At 43.2% G+C, this 13,867-nt stretch carries 7 protein-coding genes; 2 read left to right on the forward strand and 5 right to left on the reverse strand.

Translation table 11 applies throughout. The annotated features are described in order from the left end of the window. Positions 1–46 precede the first annotated feature (46 nt). The gene (locus tag W7W_RS0111385; RefSeq protein WP_010663885.1) at positions 47–2,821 is read right to left on the reverse strand and encodes a putative glycoside hydrolase; all 2,775 of its coding nucleotides are present in this window, start codon (positions 2,819–2,821) and stop codon (positions 47–49) included. A 379-nt stretch (positions 2,822–3,200) separates the two neighbouring features. Then, on the reverse strand, positions 3,201–5,186 hold the full coding sequence (locus tag W7W_RS0111390) for a glycoside hydrolase family 97 protein (RefSeq protein ID WP_010663886.1): 1,986 nt from the start codon (positions 5,184–5,186) through the stop codon (positions 3,201–3,203). Positions 5,187–5,538: 352 nt separating this feature from the next. On the opposite strand from W7W_RS0111390, the gene W7W_RS0111395 reads away from it, so the two are divergent. Next, complete coding sequence (locus tag W7W_RS0111395; RefSeq protein ID WP_010663887.1) at positions 5,539–5,913, forward strand: BlaI/MecI/CopY family transcriptional regulator; 375 nt, start codon at positions 5,539–5,541, stop codon at positions 5,911–5,913. A gap of 8 nt (positions 5,914–5,921) precedes the next feature. Further along, positions 5,922–7,844 carry a M56 family metallopeptidase gene (locus W7W_RS0111400; protein WP_162097979.1) on the forward strand — a complete coding sequence of 641 codons (1,923 nt, stop codon included), beginning with the start codon at positions 5,922–5,924 and terminating at the stop codon, positions 7,842–7,844. 74 nt (positions 7,845–7,918) lie between these two features. On the opposite strand, the gene W7W_RS0111405 is transcribed toward W7W_RS0111400, so the two are convergent. The 3 genes from W7W_RS0111405 to cbiD all read right to left on the reverse strand — a co-directional run bounded on the left by W7W_RS0111405 (position 7,919) and on the right by cbiD (position 13,854). Beyond that, a complete protein-coding gene (locus tag W7W_RS0111405) occupies positions 7,919–10,132 on the reverse strand; it encodes a glycoside hydrolase family 3 C-terminal domain-containing protein (RefSeq protein ID WP_010663889.1) in 2,214 nt (737 codons plus the stop codon). Between the two features lie 504 nt (positions 10,133–10,636). After that, positions 10,637–11,929 carry a cysteate synthase gene (locus tag W7W_RS0111415; RefSeq protein WP_010663891.1) on the reverse strand — a complete coding sequence of 431 codons (1,293 nt, stop codon included), beginning with the start codon at positions 11,927–11,929 and terminating at the stop codon, positions 10,637–10,639. Between the two features lie 50 nt (positions 11,930–11,979). Then, positions 11,980–13,854, reverse strand: coding sequence for a cobalt-precorrin-5B (C(1))-methyltransferase CbiD (gene cbiD, locus W7W_RS22085; protein WP_010663892.1), 1,875 nt, complete (start codon positions 13,852–13,854; stop codon positions 11,980–11,982). Between the last annotated feature and the right edge of the window lie 13 nt (positions 13,855–13,867).

Raw genomic sequence — 13,867 nt, forward strand, 5'->3', positions numbered from 1 at the left:
TCCCTTTTGCGAAACCCTCACTCTTCGGTTTGAATAACTCTATTTCTTATGGTTTCACATAAACCCTTGAGACATAATCTTTTCCGGAAATGGATTTAGTTTTAAGAAAATACCATCCTTCCTCCCATCCGGAGCAATTGACCCGGAAGGCTCCAATGCTTTGGGTTTCTTTTGATGATTGTATCTTTTGACCGGCAAGATTAAAAATATCTACGATCTCCAGTTCTTCCGGAATATCCAAAACAAAAAAAGTCGTTGCCGGATTGGGAAAAACACTCACCGTTTCAGCTGAAACAGAACTCAAAAAAGTAGGCTTTGTAACAGAATAGAAGACATCGTCAAAGATGAAACCATGAGACCGGGTTCCCGAACTCACCGCAAAAACATTCCCTACGATGGAAAGATCTAAAGCAGCAGTCTGATTGAGGAGGTCTGATATAGGAACCGAAATAAAATGCCACTCTCCGTTACGCTGCACACCATAAGGATCGGCACCCGGATCAAAGAACAATTCTCCTTTTCCTCCCTCTTTATCCTCTACCAGTACAGTAAAAGAGTCATTGGAGTCCTCAGGAATTTTTATACTGAAATTAAGAAATCCACCTTGGTAATGAGACAAATCCAACGGGGTTTCTGAAAAGATACCAAAGCCGGACCACCCATCTTCAGCAGACTCAAAAGCCAGCAATTCCTCTCCTTCATAAGGTGTTTGAGCACTCAATTCGGTAAGGTTATTCCAGATATGCAAAAAACCATTCTCCTGATCAATAGCAAAATTCTCAGTCACATCAGTTCTTTCGGTGAAAATACCATATTCATCGGAAGTAATCCCAGGCTCCGGTTCGCTGCCACCTGAATTCACATTCGGATTTTCGGGCTGATTAGCACCTACCGTATAAATTACATCGTCGAAAGCAATATTGGATATAGCTCCTCCACTGGCAGCAAAAGGAATACCAACTGCTGATAAATCCAGCCCCTGGGCGGTTAATTCGCTGACCGGCACAGACACCCGATGCCACTCACCATCACGAGCAAAGCCTTCAGGATCCTGACCGGCAATAAAATGATAAAGAGCCGCTGTCCCCCCGGCTCCCTTAATTTCCAGCTTAAAATCCTGTTGGGAAGCTGTTTTCACAGAAAAAGAGAGATACCCGTTGGCAAAGTGTGTTAAATCATGGGCATTGTCATCATGAATACCAAACCCCCACCATCCGGCACTTCCCGTGGAACTGAAAGAAAGAAACTCCTCCCCGTCATAAGGATTCGTGGTAGTAGTATTCAAGGTGTTTTCCCAAATGAAAATATGCCCGTCCACGTCATCAATCAAAAGTTGTTTCGATACATTGGGATTTTCGGTAAAAATGCCGTAAAAATCAGCCTCTACTGTGTATTCAGGAAGCTGTACAGGACCGTTTCTGTCAGCATTTAAATCATTATTAATCAATGGAGTCTCCGACAAAGAAAAATAAACATCATCGACCAGAATATCAGATAAAACGCCTTCACCACCCAACATAAAAACATTTCCAACAGATGATAAGTCCAGTCCCTGGGCAGTCAGATCAGAAACAGAAATAGAAACCGTATGCCACTGGTCATCACGAACAAAACCATAAGGATCACTACCGGCATTAAAATTTATTTTAGCTTCAGCCTGATTGGTATCGCCCATCCCCACCCAGAAGCTCTGGTCTGAAGAAGTACGCATATTGAAATGCAGATAACCATCGGCATAATGAGAAAGATCCACACCTGCAGATGAGTTCAGTCCAAAACCAAACCAAGTTGAGGAAGGGTTGGTGTAAAACGCAATCACTTCAGAACCATCGTAAGAAGGAGCTCCATCAATAGCAACCATGGTTTCCTCCCAAATCTGAAGAGAGTTACCCACATCATCAATAACAAACTTTTCAGCAATATCTGAATTCTCTGTGAAGATGCCAAAAGCATCAGTTTCAGGAGCTGCCGGAGGAGTTACCACCAATTGTCCACCATCGGATTCCTGCTGATACACCCGAACATAATCGACATACATCTTTGCCGGCATTGGGGCCGAAACAGCATTGGGATCGGTAATACCGGGGAAAGAGCCTCCCACGGCAAGGTTGAGAATGAAAAAGTGGGGCCAGTCGCGAAATTCCTCCGCATCTTCGCCATCAATGTTCATGGCAAAATAAGGTTCTGTATCCTCATTAAAATACATCTCGATTCGGGAGGATGTCCATTGAAGTGTAAAAGTATTGTATTCATACAGGTTGACCCCATCGGCAGCAGTATATTGAGGACCGTAACCGGCATAATTTCCACCACTTTCCCAGTGCAAAGCTCCGTTAAAAGTACGTTCCTGAGTTCCGGCAGCGATTCCCCCGGCATGTCCACCCTCAACAATGTCTATTTCGCCGTTGGCAGGCCAGGTTCCTCCATGAGTTCCGAGCATCCAGAAGGCAGGCCACAAACCATCGGCCAACTGAGGAAGTTTGATGCGTGCTTCAATCTTTCCGTATTTGGCAGCAACTTTTCCTTCTGACTTAATCTTCCCTGAGGTAAATTGATATCCATTGTAGCTTTCACTTTTAGCTGTGAGGATCAACGCATTGCCACCCTCACCATCAGGACCCACTTCCACATTTTCGGATCTGTAATGCTGCAGTTCCTGATTGGCTCCCGTATTCCAGATACCGACTTTATTTTCAGTGGTCCAGTAATCGGTGTTCAACTGGGTGCCATCGAAGTTCTCTTCCCAAACCAGCTCGTACTGGGCATGGACTGTGGTCATAGTGACCAGCAAAGCTGAAATAAACAAGTAAATTTTTTTCATGAAAAAAGGTTTTTGGATTTTATATCTAAGCTGTGATTTTTATATCAGGGGAATAAAGCAGGCTAACTTATTCATTATCGGTCTTTAGGAAGTAAACGTATTAAGAAATGTTAACAACCCAAAAATTCCGGAGTCATAAAAAACTCATATTCGGCAAAATACAACCTCACCAAAAACTCACACCGGGAAGACTTGAAAATGCATGTACCCATCAATAAACTTGAAATTGTTTTTTCAGCAGGGGAGGTAAAAAGAAAATTGTTTTCCTAAAACAAAGCAAAAAAAATGGAGTGAAGTGATTCAAAGTAAGTTCTTGAATCATTCCACTCCACTTTATATGTAAGACAGGATTATTGTATAAAAACCCGAATTCCCAATATTACTTTACAGGCTGAATAACAGCAGCCCATCCACCACCACTTTTCATTTCAATTTTCAGTTTTTCGCCACTGTTAATGGTAATTTCTTCTTTGGTATAGTCGCGTGCGGCGCGGTCAGCGTTAATGCCATCGGCAAAAACTATTGCATTGTACTCCCCCTCATTCAGAAAGGAGAAATCAAGTTCCAGCTCCCGGCCGTTCCAGTCGGTCATGGCTCCCACATACCAGGCATCACCTTTACGGCGGGCCACAGCCACATAATCGCCAATTTCACCTGCCAAAGGCACCGTCTCATCGAATACCGTAGGCACCGAAGCAATAAACTCCACACTCTCCGCCTCACGAAGATAGTTGGTGGGATTATCGCACAACATGGAAAACGGAGAGTCAAAAACCACATACATAGCCAACTGGTGAACCCTGGTTCCCTGACTCATGGGGTCGCTGTGCACAGCCCGCCAGTTGAAACGATTGGCATTCTCCATCGCTCCCGGAGTATAATCCATGGGGCCGGCAAGCATGCGAATATATGGCACCGTAACATCATATTCGGGGAAATTATCATATTCAGTCCACTTCACCTGCTCCAGTCCAAAAACCCCTTCATACGTCAAAACATTGGGGTAAGTCCGGTGCAGCCCGGTAGGTTTGTAAGCACCATGAAACAACACGAATTGCTCATATTGAGCAGCTTTCGCAGCAGTTTCATAATAAAAATTGACCATTTTTTGATCGTCCCGGTTCATAAAGTCAATTTTGTACCCTTTAACGCCCATCTCCGAGTATTTCTCAAACACCTCGTCCATTTTCTGATTCAATGGCAACCATCCGGCCCAGAGCACAATATCCACACCCTTTGACTTCGCATGATCAACAATTTCCTGCAAGTCAATTTCAGGAACCACGCTCAGGAGATTGGTGCTTTCAGACCAGCCCTCATCCAGTATGACATATTCGATTCCTTTCTCTGCAGCAAAATCGATGTAATATTTGTAAGTCTCTGTATTAATCCCGGCTTTAAAATCCACATTGTAAATATTCCAGTCGTTCCACCAGTCCCAGGCCACTTTACCCGGCTTAATCCATGAAGTATCTTCAATTCGTGAGGGAGAAGCAAGTTTATAGACCAGGTCATTATCCAACAGTTCAGCATCATTCTTACCCACTGCAATCATTCGCCAGGGATAAGCACGATTTCCGTTAGTTTTGGCAATATAATCGGCTCTTTTGGTTACGTAAGACTGAAGATTATTGTGCCCCCCTTGCTCTTCTTCCATGGGGTAACGTGCATATTCTGCCTTAAACCCTGTTGCATCATCATTCAACGACAAAAACATTCCGGGATAATCTTCCAAATCAGCTTCACTCACTACCAGAGAAGTCCCATCATTGTTCTTCACCAAAAGCGGAGTTATAATTAATGAATCGGCATCAATTTCGTCCAGCTCTAAAACATCATAAGTACTTTCAAAAGAGACCTGATAGCGTCCAACCGGTTCACGCACGTATGGAACATAAAATTCCCCGGCATCCGGGAATACAAAGGAAGTTTTCTCACTCTTTATTTTAATTTCTTTCTTTATGGATGTAACAAACCGATAGGCTACCCCATCATTATAAGCCCTGAAAATCAAACCATAACCACCTCTGAAAATCATATTCAACTCATTATATTGGTTGCTGATTTTCGATTTCTTATAGAAGGAAGTTTCAATAATTTCGTTTCGGGAACCGGGAAATGAATTTCTCAAAACAGGTTCTTCTCCAAAAACACTGTAGTCTTCCACTTCCAGTGCAATAGCAGAAGGTCCGGCAACCAAATTATCATTAACCTCCAGACTCCATGCTATCTCATCGGTAACAGCAATTTTAACTTTTAAACTGCCGTCAGGAGAACTTATTTCCAACATTTCATTCCTTTCCCCAAAAGCCGACAGCGAAGTTAAAAACATCACCAACAGTAAATTAACTACAATTTTCTTCATAATAAAGCAGATTTTCTTAATGTTTTCTCAAAAATAGGTCTATTTTATTAAATATTCTATCAAAGTACAAAATACACTTATTGTTTGATAGAATTCGTAAATTGATGTTTAATAAAAGACATTTCTAGCAATCAATAAAACCACAGACAACACCTTCAGCGTCGATATTTTGTTAATTGAGAACAAATATAAACTTAAGCCAAAGGCTTTAACAAGCAAACACTGTTAAAAAGCTAATTTTAACCACCTTACAAAAAACAACTAAAACTTTAGTCAATTATTTGTCACAAAACTTGACTGACTAAAATTTTAGTCGTACGTTTGTCATGAAGGATTGACAAAAAGAAAAGATATGCAACTGACGAAAGCAGAAGAACAAGTGATGCAAATATTGTGGGAACTGGGCGAAGGCGCTGTTCGCGACATCCGCGAAAAATTTCCGGAGCCAAAGCCTGCGCGCAATACGGTATCAACAATAGTTCGGATTCTTGAAAAGAAAGGATATGCAACCCATAAAACATTCGGCAATGTGCACGTATTTCATCCGATTGTAAAAAAAGAAGAGTACTCGAAAAGCCAACTCTTCGGGGTAATGAAAAAGTACTTCAACAATTCGTTCCCGACTATGGCTTCCTTTTTTGCCAGGGAAAAAGACCTCTCCATTGAAGAGTTGGAACAACTCATGGAAGAGACCAAAAAAGAACTAAACAGAAAAAAGATAAAATGATGCTTATTATGGAAGCTTTTCTGTCGTATTTAATAAGATCGTCCATTTGGCTCACTGTCTTTGGTCTGATTTACTTGCTGGTTTTGCGCAACGAACGTTTCTTCGTGCTTAATCGACTGTTTCTGCTTGCCGGACTGCTGTCTGCTATTATATTCCCGTTGATTACCATCCGGTATTCTGTAACCATTCCTTTAATGCCTGTACCTTTGACTGCCGAAAGCGTGTCAGCACAGACGGCACAGACAATCCAGAATCAATCATTATCATGGGATTTCATACTGGCAGCCAGCATCGTCACGGGAGCATTGTTTTTTCTTTTGAAAAGTGCGACCCAAACGCTGATGGTTTTCAAAGTCATCAGCCTCTCTGAAGTCAAACATCATAACAACCTGAAAGTGGTTAAATCCGGAAGATTCCGGCATTCTTTCTCTTTTTTCTCATACATTATTGTCAATCCTTCATCCACAGAGAAAGAATTTCGGGAGATCGTAGCCCACGAATCGGCACATATACGGCAATATCACTGGATTGATTTGATTTTGACTGAACTGTTACGAACCCTTCAGTGGTTCAATCCCATGGCCTGGATTTATGGTCATTTTATAAGGCAAAACCATGAATATCTTGCCGATCGCGCGGCGTTGAAAAACACGTCGGATCCGGCAGTTTACAAAGCCATTCTCATCAACCAGTTACTGGGTGGTGAGGCCATCAGACTGGGCCATTCATTCAGTTATTCACTCAACAAAAAACGATTTATCATGATGAAAAATACATCCATCCCTGTCATCCGGAAAATGAAATTACTCATTATTCTTCCTGTAATCGCCTGCATTTTTTATGCATTCTCTGAACCGGAGTATATCTATGAAACAATTTCCACCAACTCTACAGAAGATGTTGATAACACGGAAGAATCTCCGAGCACCGGGATTATTGACAATGTCATTGCTGAATTAGAAAATACAAATTCATCAAAAACGGAAGCAACAATGTCGGATCAAACTTCCGCGACTGATGTTAACAACAATCCCACCCACCGGAATGAATTACCCAAACTGAAAAGGCTGGAAAACAATCTCCGGGTACAACAATCCGGAGAAAAAACCATCGAAGGAAAGGTGGTACAGGAAAACGGGGATCCACTTCCCGGAACATCCGTGGTCATTGTCAATACCACCACCGGATCCGTTACCGACAAAAACGGGAGGTTTAAAATTGAAGATGTTGCCAATAACGCTGAGGTTGCTTTCTCTTTTGTAGGCTTCAAAACTGTAAAAAAACAACCAGAATTCAATAAAGAGATGGTTGTTCTACTCAAAAGAGATACGGTGCAGAAAGATCTGAGCATATCCATTCGTTCAAACGGTAAAACAACCCCTGAGAACAATCCCATCATCTTTTTGGATGGTAAAAAAGTTCCCTTTGAAACTTTAAGTGAAATTTCACCTGAAAGTATTGAAGCTATTGAGGTATTGAAGGACAAATCTGCCACTGAAAAGTATGGAGATGAAGGGAAAAACGGGGTGATTCTGATAACTTCGAAAGAGAAAAAGATTCAAGCAAACGATAAAACCACCCAAAATAAAACAAACCAGGCACCTACGTACAACGGGGACCCCATCTTCTTCATTGTCGAAGAAATGCCTCAATTTCCAGGAGGTGATTTGGCTCTTCATAATTACATCGCCAACAATTTGAAATATCCGGATGAAGCCAAAGAAAAAAGTGTTGAAGGAAGAGTTTATGTCAATTACATCATTGCCCCATCAGGCAAGGTTGATAATGTCAGGGTTGTGAGAGGTGTAGATCCGATGCTTGATGCAGAGGCCAAGCGGATTATTGAGGGAATGCCCGAATGGAAACCCGGTAAGCAACGAGGTAAAAGTGTGGCAGTTAGCTTTACCTCTCCGGTGGACTTTAAACTATAAACAAATAAAAGTGGGGCAGACAGAGAACTTTATCTCTTCTGCCCCCTATCGTCAAAAAAACGGCAACACGGCAGTCACTCTTCAATGACAAACTGACCTTTCAATTGAATATCAGCCGATGAAGCACCGGCCAGAACTTTTACCGTTCCGGGTTCTATCACAAAACGTTCTTTTTCTGTGTCATAATAAGCCAAATCATCCAGTTTTACCGGAATTTGCACATTTTTCGATTCTCCCGGCTCCAAAGTTACCCGTTTAAAACCCTTCAATGCCTTATCAGGGCGTCTGGAAGAAGTCTCAGGAAAAGAAGCATAAAGCTGAATCACCTCATCTCCTTTAACCTGTCCGACATTTTTTAGTTTAACTGTTACAATTACCTCTTCCTCATTTGATTTTACTGAAGACCCGGTTATTTCCATGTCCACCCACTCAAAAGAAGTATAACTCAATCCAAAACCAAAGGGATACAAGGGTTCCCCATTGAAATACATATAAGTATGTCCTTTTCGGATGTCATATTCCATCATATCCGGAAGCTGCTCCTCAGATTTAGGCCATGTTTGAGTAAGTTTTCCTCCGGGATTGTAATCGCCAAACAGTACATCCGCCAACGCAGTACCGGTGGATTGTCCGTTGTGGGTGATATGTACAATGGCAGGTAAATTTTCCTGCGACCAGTTGATGCCATAGGGAAAACTACTTTGCAAAACCAGAATGGTATTGGGATTGGCTTCAAAGACCCGTTGTGCCAGCCACTCGTCGGTAAGACGAAGTGTCTTACGATCCACAGCTTCACGCCCCATACCGGGATCAGGACAATCTCCCCAACGCTCACTGTCGCAATACGGATGGTTGCCCAGAACGACAATCGCCACATCGGCCTGTGAAGCGGCCTCGACAGCAGCATTGTAATCGTTATCGGGTGCAAACAGAACCTTATCAGCACCCATCTTTTCTTTGATCCCATCGAGTGGGGTGCTCATAAACGGAGGCATTCCGCTGTACCAATCGAGCAAAATAGTGTCGGCCAAATGACCGATTACGGCTACTTTTCCCAATTCATCTCCGGCGAGCGGAAGCGTCTGTTTTTCGTTTTTCAATAAAACGACAGATTCCCGGGCCATTTGCAAGGCAGCCTCCTGATGCTCCGGAGAAGTCCACGGAGCTGGTTTGCCATCGCGACCAATTGATGCATAAGGCACCTTATCCTGAGGATCGAGCTGCCCCAGCTTAATCATCACCCGATAAACACCTTTGAGTACTTCATCCAGGTCTTCCTCAGCAAGATATCCATGTGCCAATGCACCCCAAACACCTTCGCGATAGTTGTCAAGAAACTGATTCAATCCGGCTTTGATCACACCCTCTGCTGCCCTGTAATAGTCATCATACGCTTTATGGGCTCTTACCAGCAACGTATATCCTCCCCCATCAGTACAAATAATTCCGTTGACACCCCACCTGGCCATGGAAATCTCTTTGTGCATGGGATGGATGTGAGCAGGCACACCATTCACAGCATTATAGGCGGTCATATAAGCATTGGATCCACCTTCCAAAATTGCACGACGGAAAGTAGCACCATAGTATTCGTAAAATAGCTGCGTATCAAAGTTGGACGAAGAACTATCGCGTGTATTTTCATTGCTGTTAGCAAGGAAGTGTTTCAGCAAAGAAGCAGTACGCCAGTATTTTTCATCATCGCCCTGAAGCCCTTTGGTAAAAGCCGTGGACAGGGTTCCAACTAAAAACGGATCTTCCCCAAGAACCTCTTCAGTGCGTCCCCAACGCGGGTCACGTCCCAAATCTGCATTCGGAGCCCTAACAACCAATCCACCTTTACTGATTTCAGGATTTTGAAAAATGTAGCGCGCTTCAATGCTTTCAATTTCTCCGGCTTTACGAATGAGTTCAGGATTCCAGGTAGCTCCCATTCCGTAAGCCTGAGGAAACTGGGTGGTAGGGACCCTTTCGTCGCCTTTGGGAGCCCAGTTGGCCGGACCGCCCATGGCCACTCCGTGATAACCTTCAATATGCGGTGCGCCTTTGATGCCCAGCCTCGGAACTGATGGATCAGTGCTTAAAGCTGACACTTTTTCTTCCAGCGTCATTCGTGAAAGGAGATCATCCACCCGGGTTTCCATATCCAGGTCCGCATTCTGAAAGGGATAACTGGTCTGTGCCGATGCATTTAATAAGGAAAAGATCCCGATTAGTATCAGCAAGTAAGGGATTACTCTTAACCTCCCGAAATAATTATTACTAAAAGAATAAATTCTAAAGTTCATAACAATAAGTTTTATTAGTTGCTGTGGTCGATACACTTATAAAACTTAAAATTACATTTTTTTACGGAAACATACAGGATGTTACTAATTCGTAGAATTACTATCACAAAGGAGGGGTTATCGTTTTTACCTTGACTCCGATTATGGCTTTGCAGGTTTTAGGTTCATCTGCCAAGGTCGGCACCCAGCAAGCACCAGCACCCAGCAAGCACGATAACTCTGTTAAAACAACTATTTTGGAGAAAGTTTCACTCAAACCAATAAAAGGAACAATCAGGTTTCCCGGATTCCTATATTTCGAAAGCTTTTTAGCCAGAGTGATGGAAAATTCAGGAAATTAATTTTTGATAATAATAAATTTTCTTTTTGGCATTCCGCGTGTCGCCGAAGCTTTAGCGTTTCACCTTCGGCGACCGATGGGAGGCACTGCCAAAAAAACAAAAAAGCCCCCCGGCATTCGGAGAGCTTGCTATATTACTCGAAAAAGTGCTCTGACTTAAAGAACTAAAACAGGTCTTTCAGAACTTTCTTCACATCTTCAATATCGGGCTCGATATCAAAAATATGATCCGGCTTCAGGTATTGAACCTCTTTTTCACGTTTAAAGAGCTCTTCACCTCCACCGGTAATGTTGAGCATCACAATATCATCCTGAGGAACAGTTCCTTTTTCCACTTCTTTAATGAGTGTTGCAGTGGCGATTCCTGCCGCCGGATGAATATCACAGCCTTCCAGTTCTTCGAAGAGAGCAGCAGCCTGACGACCTTCCTCATTTGTAGCCACCAAAACTTCGCCTGAAGTGTCTTTTAAAGCATCATATAAACCACCAAAAATAGGATAAGGAGGTTTACGATTAGATAACACTTTGGCATCCATATCCTCCACCTGCTTGCGGGCTTCATCATTATCAAATTCAAGCATTTGACGAGAATCGGCTTTCCAGGCATCATAAATAGGCGTAAAGGGTGCGTTTTGTGCCACACGGAGTTTCATGATATTGGTACCGAATCGTCCATCCACCATAAGTCGCTGATTAGCTTCCCAAGCAGCAATAGCGCCGGTTCCGCTTCCAACAGCCTGAAAATAATGATCCGGAATACGCCCGATAAAAGTAGCTGCTGAAAGTACGGTGGTCCCCATACCATCGCGGCGTGCCACATTTTTCGCACCACCTTCGGCAAAAAATCCGGGAAGATCGCAAATCATATTGGAAAGATGAATGGCATCAAAATAATCACTTCCGGAGCGGGTACTAACCAGTTTCACATTACTATTAATAGAGCGGTCGAACCACATGGCGCTGAGATTGTCTTCAGGGACACACAACAAAAGTTTAATGTCATTGTCAGAACAAACTCTGGCAAAAGCACGTGCTGTATTTCCCGCTGATGCAACCACTAACACGCCCTCTGTTTCGGCAGTAAGTCTTCCCCCTACAGAGTAGGCCTCCGTCTCCTTAAAGGAGCAGGTCGGCATGAGTGCCCCTTTTTCGGGCCAGTATCCGCTAAAAGTGATATAAAGATTATTCAACCCAAGATGTCTGGCCAGTCCCTCGCTCTTGTAGGTTACAGGAGCCGCAGATCCCTGAAGCATGTGATTAACAGGCAACCAGTCAGCAAACATGAACAAACCAAACGATTCATCTTTCAGGTTGATCTGAACCTCTTCATAAACGGCACGTATCAAAGAAGGTTCTGTTTCTCCCGGAGCATCGAGCGTCCAGCCTTTATCAACAAATTCTTGTCCTGTTTTAACTGATTGAAGCAGATACTGAGTAGGAACAAATTGTGAAGCCATTTCTTTTTAGTATTAATTTTCGCGGTGCAAAAATAAAAGAATTAAAGGACTTATCCTTGTCCATGGCACAATTTATGGTCTGAACCGCTCCTGTACTCAATTTTAATTTTACTTTCCTTGCCTATAAGCATCACAAATTTAAAAACGATATTTTCAGGGATCAATGGCTTGCAAACTTCAAAACACGTTGTTGCAATGATCTGATAAAACTGAGTCGAAATTTCCGGAGGGATTATATCCAAAACGGCATTGGCCATCTTTAACGATTCAATTTCACCAATCACATCTGGAGCCAATCCACAATCACGTGCAATATCTGCCACAAAAACCGGATTGAAGCGACAATTTTTACTGTGGGTATTCAGATTCCCTGCAGCAAGTTTGGTGCTTTTCGCAAACATCAAAGCCAAAGTAATTTTTTCAGCGCCCTCTTCCACCGCCATCTTAATGGTATTTCCTATCAGGTTGCCAAAATGCACAAAAGCGGTATCCGGCAGGTGAGAAAAATCTGATCGGATCAGGTTTTCGCTGCGTTTTCCTGATGTCAATACAACTTCGCGACATCCTGTTTTCATCGCCACAGACAACTGAGGACGAATACTGGCCAGAAAAGCTTCGGAAGAAAAGGGAATTACCCGCCCTGAAGTTCCGATAATTGAAATGCCTCCTACCACTCCGACTCTGGGATTGAAGGTTTTCGCGGCGAGTTTTTCTCCCTCCGGCACAAAAGCCCTCACCTCGAACCCCATCTCCAGACCATAATCCTCTGCCAGATGTTCCAGCAAATTTGTGACCATCTGACGAGGCACCGGATTAATGGCGGGTTGCCCCACCGGAACCTGTAATCCGGGAAGAGTCACCTTACCCACTCCTTTCCCCTGTAAAAATTTCATCCCTGAACCAGGGCATATTTTCAGCTCACAACCAATTTCATGACCATGAATCACATCAGCATCATCACCCGCATCTTTAATCACTACGCAGGAGGCCTTTACATCAGAAATACTTCCAGGAAACACAGGAAACACAGCTTCACTTCCATCCGGGAGCATCACAGAAACTTCATCCGGAAAAACACCTGTCATCAATCCCAGAAAGCAGGCTTTCGCTGCAGCTGTAAGGCAGGTTCCGGTGGTGTATCCCTTGCGGAGAGGCGATTTATCCTGCATCAACTCCCGACGTAAGTGATAAAATCGCTGCAAAAACGATTTTGGTGAAAATACCTTATAAGAAAAATCAGGCAATGAAGGACGCCGAACCATCCAGAGAGGCACCTTTAATAATGCAGCAGCCTCTATTTTGCTTTGAATAAAGCCTGAAGCACCGCTCTCCTTGCTAAGTAAAACCCGGACTCCGGTTTTCTTTGCCAGAGCAACAAGACTGTCAACATCTTCATCGGGAGCCATCGGAATTACCAAATATTGAGGAATACCATATTTATTGGCTTTATGACGACTCAAACGGGTATCCAGAATGCGGAAATAGCACTGTCGCTTTTGCCATACAGCACGAAGCTTTGGGATGGTCTGCACTCCGGTAAGTGCAAGAATATTTTCGAAATCACTATTCAGCAAAGCCTCCTCCAAAGAAACAAAGTCATCAAAAAAACGCACATAATTATTGTTCAAAAAGTCAGGAACAGGGCGCTCGAAACGAAGGGTTGTAATATTACATCTGATGGCTGCATTCTTGATATTATGATGCAAATCCACCGCAAAAGGATGAGCTGCATCAATAATCAGGCGAATACCATTGGCATTGCAAAACTTAGCCATAGCATCAGCATCCATAGCCCCGACAATCAATCTACCCCTAACCTTCTGAGACGTCTCAGCCTTCGTAGAATAATAATAATTCTGTCCGATTATATCCAATATCCTGGCTGCCTGTCGGCCTTCTGTAGTGCCACCAAAAAGTAGAATCATAGTTTTCTGCTTT

The organism is Marinilabilia salmonicolor JCM 21150 (assembly GCF_000259075.1).
GTDB classification, from domain to species: domain Bacteria; phylum Bacteroidota; class Bacteroidia; order Bacteroidales; family Marinilabiliaceae; genus Marinilabilia; species Marinilabilia salmonicolor.